Raw genomic sequence first — 20,301 nt, forward strand, 5'->3', positions numbered from 1 at the left:
GCAGGTGGTGGAGGGGCACCCGCAAGACCACACACCCGCACGTCGCGTCCCGCTAATCCTTCGCCTATCGCAGGATCATGCGACGTCTGTTAGACGGAAGATTTCCTGCACAGCTAGGGCGCGCCAGCCCGTAACTCGCAACAGGATGGCACGTCCGTCACTCCAACGCGCGGTATTGGAAATTGCGGAACAGGACTCGGCCATCGCCCGAAGCGAAAAGCGCAGGCCGCAGGCTCAGCAGGTTGTCGACAGTGTTGGCGTTATAACCGGTCACTTCCGAGCGTACCCCGTGGCGGGTCCAGTTCTTGCCATCGAGACTATAGTAGAATGTCACCACCTGATCGCGGTTGGTGATGCGCATGAACATGCGGCGGGCCGGTGGTGCAGGCTCCGGCCAATAGGACGCCTTGCCACCGCGATAGCTGGTCATCCGCGTGCCATCGATGCCCATGCCGAGGTAAAGCCGGTCGTCAAAGAACAGCAGAAGGCCGCCGGTGACCTGGCCTTGAAGTTCGGCATCCACGGTCACCTCGTAGGCGCGGTCACCGACCTGCTGGGTGACGACCACGCCGTTCGACGGACCGGTGCCCTTGGCCTTCAGCGAAAGTGTGCGATCGGCAACGGCGATGCGGGCTTTCTCGGCAGGCGTGCTACCGTAAAGGCTCCACAGCGTGCCGAAACGGTCGCTCTCGAAGGCGTCGGAATGCGGCATCCCATGCACTTCTGCCGCAGCCGCAGGCTTGGGCAGCGGCTTCGAAAGGTCCCCGCCCGTCGCGCGGAACCATCCGTCGGCAGTCCATTCGATCGGTTCGAGCAGGGTCTGGCGGCCGAGCGTGTGATAGCCGTTCTCATAGCCGTGGTAGATCATGTACCACTTGCCGCCCGGCCCTTCGACGCACGTGGCGTGCCCGCGTGACCACCACATTTCATCCTTCGAAAGCGTGCGCTGGATCGGATTGTGCGGGCAATGCTCCCACGGTCCGTTGATCGAACGCGACCGCGCCGCGACGATCATGTGACCGGTGGCCGGGCCGCTGGTGCCGCCGACCGCATTGACCAGATAGAAATAGCCGCCCTTGCGGAACAGCTTCGGGCCTTCAGGAGACCACGCCTCGGTGATCCAGTCATCGGGATATCGCCAGGCCTCGTAGACGGTCTCGATCGGGCCGGCCGTGGCAAGGCCATCGGCGGTGAGGCGAACGCGCTTGCCATCGTTGAAGAATAGGTAGCGGTGGCCGTCCTCGCCGACGACGTGGCCCGGGTCGATCAGTCCGCCAACCTTGAGGTCGATCGGATCGCTCCAAGGGCCGGCCATCGAAGGCGCATGAATCACGTAAGTGTTTGCGAAACTTGGGAGATCGGGCGACCATGGCGCTTTCATGAAAGGGATGTAGATGAAATAGCGCCCGTCATGCTTCGCGATGTCGACCGCGAACACCGTCCCCAGTGGCTTGGCCAGAGCCGGGCCGACCGGACGCCAGTTCACCACATCGCGCGAATGCCAGATCAGCAGCCCGGGCGCAGAATCGAACGAGGAGTGCGTCATGTAATAGTCGTCGCCGTCCTTGAGCACGGACGGATCGGCATAGTCACCTGAAAGGATCGGGTTCAGATAGCGCCCGTCACCAAGGTCCGCGATGCGCTGGCCTTCGATACCAGTTCGCCATACGGGTGTGGCTGCAGGCTTGGATTTGCCAACGGAACATGCCCCCGCGGACTTGGCGGAAGCGCTGGCGCGAGACCCGGGCAAGCCTGCAATTGATCCCAAGGCACCTGCTGCGGCAAGCTTTATCAACGTTCTGCGCGATTCCACGACCCACTCCCAGAAATTAGGATGCAAATTCTATTTCATAGTGGAGAGCCTTGCAATCCTACAAGGACATTCCTCGAACAACAGGTCGGCGCCTTTGCAAGTGGAGACAGCCGACCACTCTTTGCTGTCCTACACGACGGCGAAATGGCATGGTGACGATATGAGCGCCCAACCCTCTTCGCCTGCCTTCCGGCCCGAAACCTCTCGCAAGGATCCCCCCCTTTCTTCCGAAGGACAAATGGGGCGGTGGCAGTCGCCCGGGCGACTGACGGGGGGGGGGCACCGCCCCAAACTCCACTTCACATATGCGAACAAAACCTGAACACTGCGTCAGGAATCCCCCGGAAGCGCCCGGAACTGGCCCAGCCCGAATTTCCCTGGACCGTGTAAACCCCGTAAACCCCTCTTCACATCCATGAAGCGCCGCACCTCTACCAACGGGCAGTTCAGAGCCTCTTGCCCCCCGCGCTGCAATCGCTAAGGACGACTCAGCAAGCCGCAAAGCACGCAACACAGGACAGAACGATGGCGACCTTCTCGCTCCCGAAGAACTCCACGATCACCGGCAAGGCCCGCCACCATGCGTCGGCCACCAACGGCAAGATCCGCAAGTTCAAGGTCTATCGTTACGATCCCGACAGCGGCGAGAACCCGCGCTATGACACGTTCGAGATCGATCTCGACCAGTGCGGCCCGATGGTGCTCGATGCGCTGATCAAGATGAAGGGTGAACAGGACCCCACCCTCACCTTCCGCCGCTCCTGCCGCGAAGGGATCTGCGGTTCGTGCGCGATGAACATGAACGGTCGCAACGGCCTCGCCTGCACCACCGCGATCGAGGACCTGTCCGGCGAAATCCGCATCACCCCGCTGCCGCACATGGAGGTGATCAAGGACCTCGTCCCCGATTTCACCCACTTCTACGCGCAGTACGCCTCGATCCGCCCCTGGCTGCAAACCGTCAGCCCCACGCCTTCGGGCAAGGAGCGTCTGCAGTCGCCCGAACAGCGTGAAAAGCTCGACGGTCTTTACGAGTGCATCCTGTGCGCCTGCTGCAGCACCTCGTGCCCGAGCTACTGGTGGAACTCCGACAAGTTCCTCGGCCCCGCCATCCTGCTCCAGGCCTATCGCTGGCTGGCCGACAGCCGCGACGAGATGACCGGTGAGCGTCTGGACGAGCTGGAAGATCCCTTCCGCCTCTATCGCTGCCACACGATCATGAACTGCGCGAACGTCTGCCCGAAGGGCCTCTCGCCCGCGCGCGCCATCGCCGAAATCAAGAAGATGCAGGCAGAGCGTCTCGTCTGATCCGGTGAGCGAGCAAGCCTTCCGTTATGAACCGGCCGAGGACCAACCCGGCTGGTTCACCTGGAACCTGACCGACGAGACCCGCTTCAACGCCCAGACCATGGGCCGGATGCTGACGCGGATCGAGGAAGGCGCCGATGGCATCCGCCGCGCCCGCCTGCGCATGTTCCCGGAGCGTCGGCACTCCAACCTGCTCGATGCGGTCCACGGCGGCGTCACCCTCGCCCTCATCGACATCGCGCTCTTCGCGGCGATGCGCACTCTCCTTGCGGGCGACGCTGCAGGCTCGGTCACCCTCGACTTGTCCAGCCAGTTCATCGGTGCAGGCCGCATCGGAGAGCCACTCGATGCGGTAACGGAAGTGCTCCGCGAAACCGGCCGCCTGGTGTTCCTTCGCGGTCTCGTCGTTCAGGGCGATGACATGATCGCCGCATTCAACGGCACGATCCGCAAGCCGAGTCCGAAAAAGCCGATCAGGCGATGACATCTGTCCTCTCCCGCTATCGCGAGCTGGTTGCTGCGGGTGAACTGCGGCCCGACCCTGAGCAGGCCGCCGCCGCTGCTCGGCTTGACGCGCTGCAGCAGGAACTCGAAACGCCTCCGCCCTCACCTGGCCTGTTCGGCAAGCTCTTCGGCGCGAAGCCAGCGCCGCCGCCGCGTGGGGTCTACATGTGGGGAGGAGTTGGGCGCGGCAAGTCCATGCTGATGGACTTGTTCCACGACAACCTCGCTCTACCCGCCAAGCGCCGCGCGCACTTCCACGAGTTCATGCTCGATGTCCACGCCCGCCTGCGCGAGGAGCGCAAGAAGGAAAGCGGCGACCCGATCATCCCCGTCGCGGCGGCCATCGCTGCGGAAACGCGCGTGCTGTGCTTCGACGAAATGGTGGTCAACAACAGCGCCGACGCGATGATCATGAGCCGCCTGTTCACCGCGCTGATGGTCGAGGGCGGCGTAACGGTCGTCACCACCTCCAACCGTGCGCCACAGGATCTCTACAAGAACGGTCTAAACCGCGAACACTTCCTCCCCTTCATCGAACTGATCGGAAGCAAGCTCGACGTGCTCACCCTCAATGGGCCGACCGACTACCGGCTGGAACGCATGCGGGGCGTGGGCACCTGGCACGTGCCGGTTGGACCACAATCGACCGCAAAGGTGCGCGATGCCTTCTTCCGGCTGACGGACTATCCGCCAGAAGACAGCGAACACGTCCCTTCTTGCGATCTTGACGTCGGCGGCGGTCGCAAGCTGCACGTCCCGAAGAGCCTGAAGGGCGTCGGCGTGTTCAGTTTCAAGAAATTGTGCAGCGAAGCTCGCGGAGCGGCGGACTATCTGGCGATTGCCCGCAATTTCCACACCGTGATCGTCGTCGCGATACCGCGTCTTGGCCCGGAATTGCGCAACGAGACAGCACGCTTCATCACGTTCATCGACGCGCTTTACGAGCACAAGGTAAAGCTGATCGCCACCGCTGACGCCGAACCGGCAGAACTTTACGACTGGGGCGGAAAAGGCGACGACGAAGGTCGCTTCATGTTCGATCGCACGGTCAGCCGCCTGATCGAAATGCAGAGCCAGGACTATTTGGCGCTAGGCCACGGCGAAGACTGACAGATTCTGAAGCGTTAACCAACTCCGTCTACGCGGCTAACCACGAATCGCGTCAAACCTCACGGTGATCCAATGAAACAGGCGCTGCCGCTCATGGAGCGGGCAGCGCCTTTTCGTTTAAACCCCTGTTTTTCAATGAAAAACTAGGGCCGAAATAGCCTTACTGGAACAGCCAGCGCAGGATTTCGATAACGGCGTTTACTGCGGACATTCGTGCCTCCATCCACGATTGGAGACACATGGTTAACACCGACCTGTATGGTTAACAACTTCTAAACGAAACCAAATCGGCGCTGTCCCATTTTGAGAAGCCCCTGACAGAACTCTGGAAAAGCTTGCGGCCGGCCGAGGTAGTAGCCCTGCCCGACGTCACAGCCCAATTCGACGAGAGCGCGATAGGTCGCGTCATCCTCGATTCCCTCCGCGACGACAGTCTGGCCAAGAGCATGCGCGAGACCAATGGTTGCGCTTATGATGCTGCGCTCGCGATCGTGCGTTAACAGGCGTGAAACAAAGCGCCGGTCGAGTTTGAGTTCGTCGCTAGGCAGGTCAGCAAGGTATGCCAGACTCGCCTCACCAGTACCGAAATCATCGATGGAAAGGCGGAATCCCATGGCCCGGAGTTGGGAGAGATTCTGAACTGCGGCCGGACGATTTCGCACGCTCGACGTTTCTGTTATTTCAATCGTCAACAGCCTGGCATCGATGTTTCGACGACGGACAATCTCGGCAAAGTTGGAGACGAGAGATGGCTTGTCCACCATCTGTGCTGACAGATTGATGCTCATTTGAAAACGTTGACCCGCCGCATTCAGAGCGAGGGCAGCGGTGATCGCCTCATCTACCACCCAGTAGGTCAGTGCATCAATTCGGCCAGCGCGCTCCGCTTGCAGTATGAACGCATCGGGTGCGATTGGCCCCCGGGTCGGGTGATTCCATCTGATGAGAGCTTCAGCACCGCAAGCGTGACCCAATCGCATGTCCCACTGGCTTTGGTACGCAAGCCAGATTTCGCCGTTTCGCAATCCTTCATCTATGCGAGCATGAAGCGATAGCTCCCAACTCGCTTCGGCAAGCCGCTCCGCTTCGAACAGTTCCACAGAGCGGCCAGAACTGAGCGCATCGTTCGCACTCGCGAGCGCCGAATTGACGCGAGTCTGGGCATCCAGCCCTTCATTTCGATCGAGTCCGAAATGAATGTTGGTGTCAAAAGTATAGGTGCCAATCTGCAAAGGCGCAGAAAACAGTGCACGCAGACCTTCAAGGTGATTGAGTTGCATTTCGAGCGGACGTGCTTCTTCGGTCCACGCAAAATGACCACCTTCACCGTTGAAGATTGTCTCGATACCCGAGCCGACGGATAATCTCCTCGCAATCTGGCGAGCGCATTCTCCATGAAGATCGCGCGGCAAGGTTGCCAGAATCTCCTCGTAGCGACCGATCACCGCGACGATGACGTCACGACCAACTTCAAGAGGCTGCGCACTGAGAGCCAGAAGGTTGGGCAGACCGGACGTGCTGGTATGCTGGACTCGCCTGACCCGCAATTGCCAGGCGCGAGCAACGCCGTAGATCATAAGCGACAGGAGCGCTGCACCGGTATCAACGGTGACGCCAATAAGCTGAAGAGCTGGAGCAAAGACGAAGGGAGCGAACACTGCAAGGGCGTGCAGTGTGAACTTCGACTTTCGAGAGTCTGCACGCGATCCCGCTCGAATCAGCAACCACGATATGATCAGCAGCGGCAGTTGCCCGAGAGAGAGCGAGATCGGCTTGGCCAGGCCAGATGCCCCCGCGATATCGACGGCCAGAGGGTGTATGCGTCCCTTGCCATAATATCCGATCGTGGGGACATTCTGGGATTGCGTGACCACGATCGTACGACCGGTGAGCAACCCCGGCGTATAGGATCCGCTAAGCAGCATCCTCTCGCCGACCTTGGGGATCGTGTCAGGTTCGACCAGAAAATCCGGTTCAAAGGTGTCCTGAAGCCCGGAATACTTCCCTGCAAGGGACGCAGCAAACGTGGGGTAATCGCGTCCGGCGATGTTCACTGAATAAGGAGACGAGACGGCATAATCGATAAAGTTGCCGTTCCACACAGAGACAACAATGGGCGCCACGTCCGACAGCGCCTTTGGCGGCATTCGGAAATCTCGCAGCGTGAACGTATGGCCGAGACTTCCCACCGTCTGGCCACGCACCACGAGAGAAACCCCTGATCCAAAGGATCTGATTGTTTCAGCCAGCAATCGATCGCCCGCAGCATCTGTGCCGTACTTCACTGGCGCATCTACATAGACCCGATAGGGCATCTGGGGACGCAGTTGCTCCAGCACCCGCGCAAGCCTGGGTGCAGCAACCGTGTCAGAATCGGGGTGGTCACTGTCACTCTCAAGTTCGACGATGACCGTGGAGCCGTTGGCTTGGTGTTGGTTCAGCTTGTGCCGAACATTCCAAAAAACGTGATCAATCGGTGTCAGAAAATCGGTAAGCGCCAGCAACGCCGGGATCAGCAGCGCAAGGAACAGGGGGGTGCGCAGTTTCTTCAGCATGGACCCACGGGCGTTGTTTCCGAACCCGATTAGTCCGCAATGGTGAAGATCACCTTACCGGCTTGGGACGCTTAACAGGCAATCAACCAAGGCGATCCAATGATTTCCGCAGCATGAGAAGCTGCCAGATCAATCGGCTGTGGTCGGCACGGCCCGTCATGTGGGCCTCGGCAAGCGCGTCGATGCGTGTGCTGTTGAACCAGCCGGTGGCAGCTAGAGATCCGCTGGCAGCAAGACCGCGCGCTTCCGCTGCCAAGGGACCGCGCAGCCACTGCGCAATCGGCGTGACGAATCCCATCTTCGGGCGAAACAGCACGTCCTGCGGCAGATAACGGCGCATTGTCTGCTTCATGAGCCACTTGCCCGTACTGCCTCGCACACGCATTCGTTCGGGCAGTCGCGCGCCGAATTCGACAAGCCGATGATCAAGCAGCGGTTCGCGCGCTTCCAGACTGACCGCCATGCTCGTCCGGTCGACCTTGGTCAGGATATCGCCGGGCATGTAGAACTTGAGGTCCGCATACTGGGCACGGTCCAGGCCAGAGCGGGCGGGAGCCTTGCGCATCAACTCCATCAACGGCTGTTCGGCCCGGTATTCACCGCGCAGCGACATGAAATCAGGCGTATAGAGCGTGTCTCGCAAGTCCGCCGACGTCACGGCTAGGGCGCGCGCGTATCCTTCCTCACCGCTGCCGGCGAGGCTGAGCAGCGTCGTCCTTGCGCGAAGCGGACGAGGTGCCCAGTCCGCCTTTGGCCACAGACGGCCCATGGTCCCGAACACCGGCTTTCGCAGCGCAGAAGGCAACAGGCCCCTCGCCTGTTCCTCGCGGTGCTGGAATGTCTGCCTGCGGTAACCGGCAAAAGCCTCGTCCGCCCCGTCGCCGGAAAGGGCCACCGTGACATGCTCGCGCGCCAGCTCGCAGACCCGGAATGTCGGGAGCGCCGACGCATCGGCGAAAGGCTCGTCGAACATGGCAGCAAGCCGATCAACCAGCGAGAAGTCTTCCGGCGAAACCGTGCGCTTCCAGTGCTGGGTGCCATATTGCGCGGCGATCCGATCCGCATAAGCGGTCTCGTCGAGCGCTGCGACATCGAAACCGATCGAACAGGTCTTTACCGGTGCCGTACTTGCCTCGGCCATGAGCGCGACGACGCTTGAACTGTCAACCCCGCCCGAAAGGAACGCCCCCAAGGGCACGTCGGCGAGCATGCGCGAAGTGACAGCCTCGCGCATATGGTGGAGCAGATGGGCCTCAAGATCCTGCCGACTGCCGGTGGCACGATCGGCGAAGGACACGTCCCACCACTGCACCGGAGGCGATGGCGGTGCATCGGCTCGAAGCAACTGGTAGTGCCCGGCAGCAAGCTTCTGCACGCCCTTGAGGATCGAGCGGTGATCCGGGACATAGCCCCAGGCAAGGTAATCTTCGACAGCCAGCGGATCGATTTCACGCCGCAGCGACGGGTGCGCGAGCAGCGCCTTCAGTTCCGAACCAAAGATGACGGCGCCGTCGGCAAGGCGCGCGGTGAACAGCGGCTTTACGCCAAAGCGATCTCGCGCCAGCAAGGTGGTGCGCTGGCGCAGGTCGTGCAGCGCGAAAGCGAACATGCCGTGAAGGCGCGGCAGGCAGTCAACGCCCCAATGCCGCCAGGCCTGGAGAATGACCTCGGTGTCGCCATCGGTGCGGAAGGTTGCGCCGAGCGCAATCAGGTCACCGCGAAGTTCCCTGTAGTTGTAGATCTCGCCGTTGAAGACGATGGCCGCATCGCCTTCAGCCGCAAGCATCGGCTGTGGCGATCCAGCGAGGTCGATGATGGACAGGCGGCGATGGCCGAGGCCGACGCCCGGCGCCGTCCAGACGCCTTCGCCATCAGGCCCGCGATGGGCGATGGCATCGCACATCCGCCGGACCCGTTCCGGATCGACAGGCTTGAGACCTTCGGTATGGATGATTCCGGCAATTCCGCACATGCGAACGTGACCTAGCGCCCTGCAGCCGTGCGGTCCATCCACGCTTCGACCGGCCCGATCGCGGCAATGGCGGCGCGAAGGGAGGCCTCGGCGGGAGGCTGGCCGGGAACCCCGTCTTCCGCGGACAGGATCAGCGCGGCCGTGCTGCGGGTCCGCAGCAGCAGACGGTCAACGATGTTGGCAAGCTTCAGGCGCGTGTTGCTACCGGTGATGAGCGGGCCGGAGCGATAGTAGCTCTCGGCAAGACGATGGACCGGACCTGCTGCCTGGATGCGCTCGGCATGGCCCCCGGCGAGCGGAGCAGCGGACCTTTCCCACGCCCACCCGCTGTCGAGCGGGATCGCGCCCTGTCCGAAGCCGCCGGCCTCGCGGCCATCGGCCTGCGCCGCGTAGAGCGCGAACGATATGTCCACGACATGGCCTGAAGCATCGCGGAAACGGCCGAGAAGGACGTGCGAGGCGCCCGAATGCAGCGGCTTCCATGGCACCTGAGGCGTGAAGTCGATCTGCTGCCAGCCAGGGATCGGGGCAAAGTCTATCCGTGCCGGCATCGGTGCCTCGAGGCGACCGGCCCAGGCGCTCCACCCGCTGAAGATCAGCGCCAGAGCAGCGAGCGCCGCAAGCGCCCTCGGCGGTCCGATCCGATATTGCGAAAGTGCGCTCAGCAGACGGTTGGCTTGAATGGCTTCGGCATCGATCATGCGATCATCGATCGCGCGGTCGAAAAAGCGCCAGGCCATGACCATGACCAGTGCCATCACCAGCGCGAAGAAGATCCAGCCGTAGAAGATATGATCGAACCCGGCGGCGAATTCGATGCCGCGGTGTTCGGCGATGAAGATGGTGCCCCAGGCCCGCACGCCATTCGCCAGGATCGGCATGGCGATGCTCAAACCCATGAACGCGATGCGACGGCTCCACGAGGCGAAGCAGACGTTGGCGACCAACGCGCCGTACGCGATCATCGCGATGAGGAACTTGACGCCAGAACAGGCCTCGGCCACTTCGAAATAGCCGCCCGGCGTGGTGATGAAGACACCTTCGATATGCGCCGGCACCTGGCTCGCATCGAGCAGCGCCATCGTCATGTGTGCGGTAATCGTCTGCAGGAACGGGATCAGCTCGTCTCCGGCCGGCACCAGAAACAGCATGTAGGCAATCGGAAAGAGCAGACCGGCGCAGACCCTGGGGCCGAGGAGGACCACTGCACTTGCCTGCGCCATCAGGACAACGCCAAGCTGCGTGGCCAGCGACAGACCCGCAAATGTTCCAAGAAGCCAAAGGAACGCCGCCCCGCCAAAGAACACCAGGCCGGGCCACCAGGCCTGCGGCTCGAGTTTCACCACCTCGCGCCAGCGTAGCGAGATCAGCCAAGCCAGGATGAAGGGAATCAGAAGGACGTGATTGTAAGTCGAGCTGTCCCACCATTGCAGGAACATCTCGCGCCAGTCGGTAGCGAAAAGCGCGACGTTGCAGGCCCAGGCGATGGCAAGACAAGCGAGCGCGCGCCGCCACGCTGCGGGCAGATTGGCCCAGCGCTGCTGGAGCGGCGCTTTCAGGGTCAGATCAGGCTGCGGCACGTGAACCCTCGGGCCCTGCAAGGCCGAGCAAGCCGGCCAGCGGGGCAAGTACGCCTGCCCAGCCGCACTTCTCTACGACGAAGGAGCGGGCAGACTGACCGATCGTGCCCGCCCGGACCTTGTCGTGAAGCAAGCTCAGCGCGGCTTTCGCCAAGGCTTCGGCGCCGTTTGCGACTACGAGTTCCTGCCCGTCGCGCGCGGGGATACCGGTGGCGGCTTCGGGCGTGGCCAGCACCGGGCGTGCCATCGCCATGGCTTCGAGCACCTTGTTCTGCACGCCGCGCGCGATGGTCAGCGGAGCAACCACCATATCCGCGCCAGCCAGCCACGGTCGGACATCGATCACCGCGCCGGTCACGCGAGTGCCGTGGACGCCTTCGAGCGCGCGAACGGCGAGCGTCGGCGCCCGGCCCACGACGTTGAAGCGGGCTTGCGGAAATACCGCGCGGATCTGCGGCATGACCGCCTGCGCAAACAGCTCCACTGCCGCGATGTTCGGGGGATAGTCCATCTGGCCCGTGAAGGTAATGTGCGGCCCCTGCCCCTCAAGCTCGGGAGCAAGCGGCATTCCTTCAGGGTCAAAGAAGCCGGTGTCGATGCCATTGCCCAGCGCCAGAACGGCGGGGTCAGCGCCCGGCAGAAGGCGCTGGCGAAACAGGGCGGCTTCTTCCGGCGTCACCAGCAGGCTTGCATTGACACGGCGAGCAACATCGCTTTCGAAACGCGACAGCAGCCGAGCTTCACGCGCGTAGAGATGAGCCAAAGGAAAGCGGGCCTGCCCTGCGTAGGATTCGAACTTTGCCGAATCGACGTCGACAAAGTCCATCACGACACGACCTGCGAAGTCCGTCGGCACGTATTGGGCCATCTGGCCGGAGAAAACGTAGATGGCCGAGATCGGACGGGTGGCGAGAACCTTGGCCACGTAAGCCGAGATGCGCTTGTCCGCGAAAGCCGTCAGGCTCACGGGCTTGCCCGACGCCAGCGCCTCAAGCGCGGCGATCTTGAGCGAGCGCGACCGCCGGACAAGGCAATGGGAAGCGGCGACGGCGGCAAGGTCCGGCTCGTGCGCCATATCGCCCTCGTCGTCGGCGAAGCACGCCACGTGCACCGGTGCAAGGCCTGCAATGTGCCGGAGGACGTGGCACGACCGGATCTTGTCGCCGCGATCGGGCGGAAACGGGATGCGATGGGCAAGGAACAGGACCTCGCTCATGCCAGGCCTTGCGCGATCAGCGGGCCGACACGGTTGGCGAGGCCAAGCGGCAGCTTCTGCCACAATGCGATCTTGGCCTTGTACTGCGGGCTGAGCGGATTGACGTCGCGCGGGGCCTGCCCATCGGCGGTCCACGTCGCATAAGCCAGTGGCTCTGGCGTGAAGCCCCAGTTGCGCTTGAAGTGGTAGGCGCCGGTATCAACCTTGGACCTGCCAAAATCGAACCGATCGCAGCCCCGCACGCGCGCATGGTTCATCAGCGCATAGTACATCACATCGTTGGCACGCATCGTCCGCGCCGCGAAGGTGCCGCCGCCCCAGTAGGGCATGACTGCGCCGCGGTGATAGAGGCTCAGTACCGAGGCGAGCGGCTGCCCGTCACTGACCACGGTCAGGATGTCAGCGTCATCGCCGAAGCCGTCCAGCACTGCATCGAACAGGCGTTTCGGGAACACCGGCGTGCCAAGATTGCGGACGGATTCGGCATAGACCGCATAGTGCATCGCGCGATCCTCGGCGCTGCTGCCGGTCCGCACTTCCATGCCGTACCCCAGGCCACGCCGCACCTCGGCGCGCTGCTTGCGCGGGATGGCCAGTAATTGCGCTTCAACATCTGGTGCCAGCGCCGTGACGAACCCGGCGTGGCTGTCGGTCTTCACATGCCAGCCCTCGCCTTCCGGCAAAGGACCGCCGCGAAGCTCGATCGTCGGACAGTTCAGGCGCACGGCCAGTTCCTGCGCGGCAATGAACAGCGCCGGGCTGCCCTCACCGACAACGCCGCCGCCCACGCCAAAGCCGGTGGAGACCAGCGCGCGGCCGAACAGCGGTGAATGGACTTCGTGCAAGGGCAAGACCGCCCGGATCACACCGTCCTGCTCCGAAATCAGGATGTGCGTGCGGTGGCCAGTCGAGCGTTCTACCGCGTCAAGCCATTCTGGCCGGTGAAAGGCACTGGCAATGGGATGATCGGCCAAAAAGCGCGCCACAGCCCCCCGGTCATCGGGACCGCCGAGGCGTACAACGGAACTGGCGAGAAAGAATGGCGCGTTCATGCTGCGCGGCTCAACGGCGTTCGCGCAGATTCCGTGGCGGCAACCTCGTCCATCCGGCCCCAGCGGAACTCACGCACCAGACGCGACAGCTTTGCCGCCATGACATCAAGATTGGTGTAGTGCCGCAAGCGCGACTTGAGCGGAGCGACGGCGGGGCGCGGCTGGTCGGGGTCGATCTCCCAGGGATGGAAATAGAACACCGCCGGCCGGTCATCGCGTTCGTTGACTTGGCGGATCGCCCAGCGCGAGACGGCATAGGGCAGCAGCCGGAAGAAGCCGCCACCGCCTGCCGCCATCCGTCTCCCTGCCACCTCTGCCGTCGTGACCGGTATCTCGATCAGGTCCGCGCCCTCGATGGGGCGGAACGCAAACCGCGGTGCCTCGCGCCAGCCATAGTGGTCATGCACGACAGGCGCGACCGAGGAGGAATAGACGTAGCCTTGCTCTGCCAGCACTTCATGCGCCCAGGGAGTGCGGGCATCGATGGAAAAGCTTGGCGCGCGATAACCGGTGACGCGCTGCCCGGTCACGTCTTCCAGCACCTTGCGCGCGCGTGCGATGTCGGCAGCAAAGGCTTCGCGGCCCAGCATGAATACGCGGGCGTGATCCCAGCCATGGCTGGCGATCTCGTGCCCTGCGCCAGCGATACGGCGCATCATCGCCGGGTAGCGCTCGGCAATCCAGCCAAGCGTGAAGAACGTTCCCTTCACGCCCGCTTCCTCGAACAGAGAAAGGATCTGCTCGCAATTGCGCTCGACCCGGCAATCGAGCCCGTCCCAGTCCTTGCGGTCAATCACGGTTTCGAACGCGCCGACCTGGAACCAGTCCTCGACGTCGACAGAGAGTCCGTTCAGCATCTGGCCATTCAGCACTTGGCCGTTCAGCACCCCGGACGACATCTGTCCCCCCTTATGACGCCGCTCACGCAGCGGCGCGATGGAAGTCTTCGGCCTCGATCCACTCGATCAGCATGGTCAGGGTGTGGCGAATGGCCTGTTCCTGCTCGCTGGTCCGTGATTCCAGCGCGGCAATCGTACGCTGGGCCTCTGCCAGTGCAGCCAGCACACCGTCATCGCCGGGACGTGCTTCGAGAGCGGCGATGCGGCGATTGGCTTCTTCAAGCTGCGCGGCAAGATCGAAGTCCGGCAGCGGCGCGACTGGCGCGGCGCGCATGTCGGCCAGTTCGATGATCGCCTGCTGGAGTTCGGCAATCTGCTCGTCGCGTTCAGCCAGAGCGGCACGCCATGCGCTCTCGTCCAGGGCCGGCGCGGCAACAGGCGCCTGAGCGGCCGGGAGGTCAACCTGGGGCACATCGGCCAAGGGAGCGGGGGCGACCGAGACCTGCGGCTTGCCGAAAGCGCCGTCGCCCGCAAGGTCCGCCAGCACGGCCTGCAGCATCGCCGCATCGATATGATCGCGCTGCTCCACCGCGCCCATCAGCATCAGGCGGTTGACGATCTGGTTGATCCGGCGGGGCACGCCGCCGCTGGCCTTGGCGAGATCGGCATAGACGCGCGCATCGAACTGCGGACGCCCCTGCCAGCCTACCAGCGCAAGGCGATGCTCGACATAGCTGCCGACTTCAGCCGGCTCCATCGCATCAAGGTGATGCGATGCGATGACGCGCTGGCGCAATTGCTCCAGCTCGGGCGACGTCTGGATCAGCGTGCGGAACTCAGGCTGGCCGAGCAACAGGATCTGCAGCAGCGGGTGCGCGCCCAACTGGAAGTTGGAAAGCATGCGCAGCTCTTCGAGCGCTTCGACCGAAAGGTTCTGCGATTCATCGACCACCAGCAGGCAGCGGCGGCCTTCGCGCGCTTCATGATGCAGGAACGCCTCAATCTGGGCGAGTGCGGTGGCCTTGTCGTGGCCCGCCACTTCCAGTCCGAAGGCGCGAGCGGCGACGTGAATCAGTTCCTCGCCATCGAGCGCCGAGGTGACGATCTGGGCAGCGGTGAGTCGCTGGCGATCGACCGTCGCCATGAGGTGCGCCGCGAGCGTCGACTTGCCCGCGCCGACTTCGCCGGTGATGACGATGAAGCCCTCACCCTGAGCAAGGCCATAACCGAGGTAAGACAAGGCCTTACGGTGCGTTCCGCTTTCGAAATAGAAGCGCGGATCGGGCGTCAGCTGGAACGGACGGCCGGTAAGTCCATAAAATTCATCGTACATCGAAGCCGTCTCCGGGCATCAGAAGGAATAGCGCAGGCCAACAAGGCCCGATGCGATTACTTCGTCTTCAATCACTTTACGGTTAACACTATCCAAACCGACCGCTGCGGTCGCCACGAGGCGGTCCGTCAGGTTGCGGAAGTAGGCCGCGTTGGCACCCACCGTGGTCACGTCACCGAGGCTCGAAGCACCTGACTCGAACCACGCGGCATAAGCCGAAACGGCGAAGCTCGACCGCCGGTCGATCGGGCCGTTGAGCCCGGCGTCGACATAGAAGCTTTCGTCCACCAAGCCATTCGCAGCGCCAAGAACCGAATCCTCCCGAGCGATGTACTTGCGGCGGATGTAGCCTGCGCCAACCCCGGCCTGCAGGCGGCCGAGGCGGTGGGCATAAGTGGCGTTGACGCCGCGGGCGCGGAACACCGAACTTGCGACCGAGGACAGCGCGTTGTTGACGCAGCCGCCGGATTCGGAGCCGATGGCGCAACCGCTGATCTGGCCGTTGAACGGATCGCGGTTGACCTGGAAATCGGTCGGCAGATCCCGCAGCGCGCGGTTCACCTGCCCGCCAAAGCCCGACACGTTGTCGTAGACGGCGACTGTCAGCGAGCTGCGCACGTTCGGGTTGTAGGAGAAGCTGCCGTAGTAGGTCGTGCTGTCATAGCGGCGGCCGACAAAGGCAGAGAGTGCAGTGCGTCGGCTCGGCCGCCACATCACGCCTGCGTCCCAGGTAAAGCCTTCGGTATCGTAAGCCAGCTTGCGGGCCTGCCACTTGTCGGTGACGTAGCGGCCGTTGCTGCCGATCACCGGCACGCCAGCGGCATCGCGCACGGCATCACGGGCAGATACCTCCACATCCTCGTATCCGACCGCGGCAACGAGGGCGAGTTCCATCGTGACGGGATAGGTGACCTGCACGCCTGCGCGCATGTCACGCACGCGCTGATCGAGGTTGCTCACGTCTTCCTGGTAGTACGATCCGCTGGCCGTGATGCCCACCGGAAGGACCGTATCAGGCGCAATGCCTGCAGAGACTTGCGCCGACTGCGATACGGAATCGTCGAAGATGTCGGTCAGTGCCTGCCCCGGGGAAAGCTGGAGGGCATCCTTCTGCTGCACCTTGGTGTAACCGAGGATGTAGGAGCCAGACAGCGCAACGTCGCCCACGTGGGTGGAAACGGCAGGTCCGGCGTAGAGCGAATAGACCTGGCTTACCGCGTCGTCGGCGGCGAGCGGATTGAGCGTCGACGCGCCGCTGCCCTCGACGCGTGTGCGGGCCGCAAGCGCACCAGCTTCGACCGAGAGAGTGCGCGGGATCAGGTCATGCTTGACGCGCGCGAGGCCGGAAAGCGTATCCCCGTCACGCACGCGATCCGTCTGCGATATCCGCCGCTCATAGCGGACCGAGACGGCGCCTTGTGTGCGACGACCGTTGAGCGTCATGTCGACACCGGCCGCGATCGTGCTGTAGGTCAGCACTTCGTCGCCGGGCGAAAGCTCCCACAGCACGTTCTGCGTTGCTTCGATGTAGGGCGTGATCGTGGCGCGAGGGCCGCCACTGGCACCGCGCGAGGTCAGGCCCCCGCCCTTGCGCGGAGCATCGGCCTTGCCCGACGGCGCATCACCATCGACGCTCTCGTAATCGAGCGATTGCGCGTGAAGCGGACCTGCCACGAGCATTGCCCCGGCAAGCGCGAGCAGGCGCACTGGAAGGCGCGAAGGAAGCCGCATCCGGGTCATTCCTTGTATCCATAGTAAGTGCCGAAGCGGCGACCGGTGGTCGAGAATCGCGTGCCGTTGAGCAGGAGCTTGATGTCCTCGCAGGCCGAGAGCAGGCTCACGGCATCGCGCAGCGCGGCTTCGCCGGTGATATCGGCGCGCACCACCATCACGGTCTGCCCGACGTGATTGGCCAGGACGCTGGCAGGCGAAGCTGCCAGTACCGGCGGCGAATCGAATATGACCACGCGGTTAGGAGCATGGGCCGTCAGCCGGGCCAGCACATCCTCGGTACGGGCGGAGGCGAGGTATTCGGTGTCGGACCCAGTCGCATTGCCGGCTGGCAGGACGTAGAGCCCGGCGATGTCGGTGCCGATCACGCAGTCTTCCACGGCAATGTCCGGATCGGCCAGCGCGTCCATCAAGCCCTTCCCGCCCGGCAGGCCGAGCGTGGAGAGAACCGAAGGCTTGGCGAAATCGGCATCGACCAGCAGGACTTCGGTGTCCTTCTCCGCCGCCATCGACAGCGCGAGGTTGACCGCACAGAAGGTCTTGCCCTCACCCGGGTGGGCCGAAGCGACAAGAATGCGCTCGCCATGCTCGACCCGCTCGTCTGCCGCCGTGCGCAGCAGTTGGCGCTTCACGATGCGAAATTCCTCGAGCAGGCCGGTCACCCCGCCCTCGGGCTCGATCAGGCACTGTTCGCGCAAATGCGCGCGGTCGATCGCGTGGCGCTCGCCAGTGAACGGACGCACCGGCGGCTCGGACCGGACGATCGGTTCAGGCGTGACGGGCTCGGCCACAGACCTGGGCGCTGGCACTGGCGCGACCTTCGGCACCGGCGCGGGCGGAAGGTCGGGCACGACCGGGCGCGTCAACGTGCGGAAATCGAAGGTGCCCGAAGCGCGCTCGATCAGCGAAGGACCGCTTGCCGGGAGAGGAATCTTGCTCTGATCGGTCATCGCATGTCTCCTCAGGCCACCATGCCGCGCTTGAGCATCTCGACGCCGAGCAGGACGAAGAGGACGACGAACAGGCCCGCCACGCCGCCCGCCCAATATTTCAGGCGCTTGGCGCGCTGGGCACGGGTTTCGCGCGTGATCGCTTCGGAAATAGCGCCGAGCACGGGCAGGCCGGTGGCACGCTCCAGCTGGCCGGTGGTGGAATAGGCGGACTTGAGCTGGCCCAGCGCGAAGGCGCCGCCACAGCCCGCGCCGATGCCGACGATCAGCACAAGGAACAACAACAGCGGCCGGTCTGGCGCAGCAGGACCGCGTGGCATCGTCGGCGGATCGATCACCTCGAACTTCACCGCATCGCGCTCGGTCTCGACCTGGCCGCGCAGGCGCAGCTGCTCACGGTCGCGCAGGAGCTTGTCGTATTGCTCCTTGAGCACGTCGTAATCGCGATTGATGCGCGCAGCCTCGGCTGCCACGGTCGGCTCGCTGTACTGCTGCGCGGTCAGTTGCGAAATTTCTGCCTGAAGCGACGCGCGGCGCGATTGCAAGGAAACGAGGCTGGCCTCGCGGTCGGCCTTGATCGACACGAGCGAGCTATAGGCAGGGTTGGGCGCACCGCCGCCACCGCCCTCGCCTGCCGCAGCCTTCTGCAGGTTGGCAATTTGCGCCTTGGCCGAGATCACGTCGGGATGGCTGTCGGTCAGCCCCCGCGCGCGCATCGATCCCAGATCCGACATGGCCTGGGCCAGAGCGCCCTTGGCCCCGCCCGAAACGCCGGGAATGGCAATGGTCTGCGGGGTGCCCGAAAGCTGGCCGTTGATCGAGGCCAGCGCGCTCTGTGCCGCGAGCAGGTTGGATTCGACATCGCGCATCTGGTTGCGCGCGGCCTCGAGCCGGGTGGTCAACGAACCTGCGCCGGGGATGAAGCCAGCATTCTTCGATTCGAACTCGGTGCGCTTCAGTTCTGCTTCTTCGAGGGCCTTCTTCCGGTCGGCCAGCTGCTGGTCCATAAAGGCCAGCGTGTCTGTCATCTCGCCTCGGCCGCCTGCAAGGTTCTCCTCGCGGAAGATGTCGATCATCTTCTGGACCACGTCCTGCGCAAGCTTGGCGTTCTCGCCATCGTTGCGGCCACCGCCTCCAGCCGTGCCGGTAATCTCGAACAGGTTGTCCTGCTGGCTGACCACCGTCACCTGCTTGCCGAGGCTCTCGACCGCGGCCTGCATCTGCTTGTCGGTCGTAACCTTGTCGCCCAGCCGGGTTGCGCGGACGACCTTTTCAAGGTTCACCGCGCTCGTCAGGGTCTGGCGGACACGCTCGATATCGCGCTTGCGGTCTCCGCCGATGCCGATCTGGTCGGCCAGGACGTCATCGATCTGGACGAAGATGCGCGCCTTTGATTCATAGCTGTTGGGCACCATCGCCACCACCAGCCAACCGAGCAGGCAGACGGCCCATGTGATGCCCAGCGCAATCCAGCGCCGGTGCCAGATGCCATGGAGCGCAATGCGCACTTCCTCGTAAATGCTGGTCATCGGCGCGCGCTCAGAACGTGCTCTCGGGGATGATGATCACGTCGCCGGGCATCAGCAGCACGTTGGCCTTGGTATCGCCCTTGCGCAGCAGATCGCCGATGCGCACCGCGTATTCCTTCTGCGCGCCCGACTGCTTGTCGAACCGCACCAGCCGCGCCTTGTTGCCGGCAGCATATTCGGAAAGCCCGCCCACCGCGATCATCGCGTCCAGCAGCGTCATGTTGGCGCGGAACGGGATCGAGGCCGGTTTCTCGGTGGCGCCGACAATGCGCACCTGCTGACTGAAGGTCCCGGCAAACTTGTTTACGATGACCGAGACGATGGGCTCCTGGATGTACTGCGAGAGCTGAAGCTTGATGTCCTCGGCCAGCATGGAGGGCGTCTTTCCGACCGCAGGCATATCGGTGATCAACGGCGTGGTGATGCGCCCGTCCGGCCGGACCTGCACGCTCGCGCCGAGTTCAGGATTGCGCCAGACGAAGATGGTCAGTTCATCGAGCGGGCCGATCACATATTCCTCGCCGGGGCCCTCCTGCAGCGCCACGAACGAGGCAGGTGGCAACTGCGGACCTGCCCCAACTCCGCCACAGCCAGACAGGGCAAGGCTCAGCATGGCCGTGCCGGCAAGCATAGGGGTCAGGCGGGAATTGAACGGCATGAACTGTCCTTCTTGCTGCGGTGGCTCCTGCGCAAAAGCCTCGTCAGCCGCATGCGCAGGTCCGCAAATCACCGCTGGCTATCGCCAAAAAGGGTGAAGATTGCGTTAGCCTTGATTGCTTGAAGGCGTGACGCCAAGCGCCCATTCGCCG

At 63.5% G+C, this 20,301-nt stretch carries 15 protein-coding genes; 3 read left to right on the plus strand and 12 right to left on the minus strand.

Annotated features, from left to right (window positions below; translation table 11 throughout):
• Positions 1–157: 157 nt before the first annotated feature.
• Complete coding sequence (locus tag NJ75_RS03160) at positions 158–1,759, minus strand: family 43 glycosylhydrolase (RefSeq protein WP_236727051.1); 1,602 nt, start codon at positions 1,757–1,759, stop codon at positions 158–160.
• A gap of 579 nt (positions 1,760–2,338) precedes the next feature.
• Here NJ75_RS03160 and NJ75_RS03165 point away from each other — a divergent pair.
• From NJ75_RS03165 to zapE, 3 genes are read left to right on the plus strand one after another with little or no spacing between them, the layout of a single operon-like run.
• Positions 2,339–3,121, plus strand: a complete 783-nt coding sequence (locus NJ75_RS03165) for a succinate dehydrogenase iron-sulfur subunit (RefSeq protein WP_039331396.1) — start codon at positions 2,339–2,341, stop codon at positions 3,119–3,121.
• Positions 3,122–3,125: 4 nt separating this feature from the next.
• On the plus strand, positions 3,126–3,605 hold the full coding sequence (locus NJ75_RS03170) for a PaaI family thioesterase (RefSeq protein ID WP_039331397.1): 480 nt from the start codon (positions 3,126–3,128) through the stop codon (positions 3,603–3,605).
• On the plus strand, positions 3,602–4,735 hold the full coding sequence (gene zapE, locus NJ75_RS03175) for a cell division protein ZapE (RefSeq protein ID WP_039331398.1): 1,134 nt from the start codon (positions 3,602–3,604) through the stop codon (positions 4,733–4,735). The genes NJ75_RS03170 and zapE overlap by 4 nt, the downstream gene beginning before the upstream one ends.
• Positions 4,736–5,007: 272 nt before the next feature.
• Here the strand turns inward: zapE and NJ75_RS24985 are convergent, their stop codons facing one another.
• The 11 genes from NJ75_RS24985 to NJ75_RS03230 all read right to left on the minus strand — a co-directional run bounded on the left by NJ75_RS24985 (position 5,008) and on the right by NJ75_RS03230 (position 20,150).
• Entirely contained in the window at positions 5,008–7,290 is a 2,283-nt protein-coding gene (locus NJ75_RS24985) for an EAL domain-containing protein (RefSeq protein ID WP_236727046.1), read from the minus strand.
• An 82-nt stretch (positions 7,291–7,372) separates the two neighbouring features.
• On the minus strand, positions 7,373–9,262 hold the full coding sequence (locus NJ75_RS03185; RefSeq protein ID WP_039331399.1) for an XrtA/PEP-CTERM system amidotransferase: 1,890 nt from the start codon (positions 9,260–9,262) through the stop codon (positions 7,373–7,375).
• A gap of 11 nt (positions 9,263–9,273) precedes the next feature.
• The gene (gene xrtA, locus NJ75_RS03190) at positions 9,274–10,842 is read right to left on the minus strand and encodes an exosortase A (RefSeq protein WP_082013236.1); all 1,569 of its coding nucleotides are present in this window, start codon (positions 10,840–10,842) and stop codon (positions 9,274–9,276) included.
• Complete coding sequence (locus NJ75_RS03195) at positions 10,829–12,058, minus strand: TIGR03087 family PEP-CTERM/XrtA system glycosyltransferase (protein ID WP_039331401.1); 1,230 nt, start codon at positions 12,056–12,058, stop codon at positions 10,829–10,831. Before NJ75_RS03195 ends, xrtA begins: the two co-directional genes overlap by 14 nt.
• A complete protein-coding gene (locus NJ75_RS03200) occupies positions 12,055–13,110 on the minus strand; it encodes a FemAB family XrtA/PEP-CTERM system-associated protein (RefSeq protein ID WP_039331403.1) in 1,056 nt (351 codons plus the stop codon). Before NJ75_RS03200 ends, NJ75_RS03195 begins: the two co-directional genes overlap by 4 nt.
• Positions 13,107–14,009, minus strand: coding sequence for an XrtA system polysaccharide deacetylase (locus NJ75_RS03205; protein WP_236727047.1), 903 nt, complete (start codon positions 14,007–14,009; stop codon positions 13,107–13,109). The genes NJ75_RS03200 and NJ75_RS03205 overlap by 4 nt, the downstream gene beginning before the upstream one ends.
• Positions 14,010–14,031: 22 nt before the next feature.
• Entirely contained in the window at positions 14,032–15,282 is a 1,251-nt protein-coding gene (locus tag NJ75_RS03210; RefSeq protein WP_039331405.1) for an XrtA/PEP-CTERM system-associated ATPase, read from the minus strand.
• A gap of 18 nt (positions 15,283–15,300) precedes the next feature.
• A complete protein-coding gene (locus tag NJ75_RS03215; protein WP_039331504.1) occupies positions 15,301–17,013 on the minus strand; it encodes a hypothetical protein in 1,713 nt (570 codons plus the stop codon).
• Between the two features lie 5 nt (positions 17,014–17,018).
• Complete coding sequence (locus tag NJ75_RS03220; protein WP_039331407.1) at positions 17,019–17,963, minus strand: AAA family ATPase; 945 nt, start codon at positions 17,961–17,963, stop codon at positions 17,019–17,021.
• An 11-nt stretch (positions 17,964–17,974) separates the two neighbouring features.
• Positions 17,975–19,492, minus strand: a complete 1,518-nt coding sequence (locus NJ75_RS03225) for an XrtA system polysaccharide chain length determinant (RefSeq protein ID WP_039331409.1) — start codon at positions 19,490–19,492, stop codon at positions 17,975–17,977.
• Between the two features lie 10 nt (positions 19,493–19,502).
• Complete coding sequence (locus NJ75_RS03230; protein WP_039331505.1) at positions 19,503–20,150, minus strand: XrtA/PEP-CTERM system exopolysaccharide export protein; 648 nt, start codon at positions 20,148–20,150, stop codon at positions 19,503–19,505.
• Positions 20,151–20,301: the final 151 nt, after the last annotated feature.

It is taken from the genome of Novosphingobium subterraneum (assembly GCF_000807925.1).
Taxonomy (GTDB): domain Bacteria; phylum Pseudomonadota; class Alphaproteobacteria; order Sphingomonadales; family Sphingomonadaceae; genus Novosphingobium; species Novosphingobium subterraneum.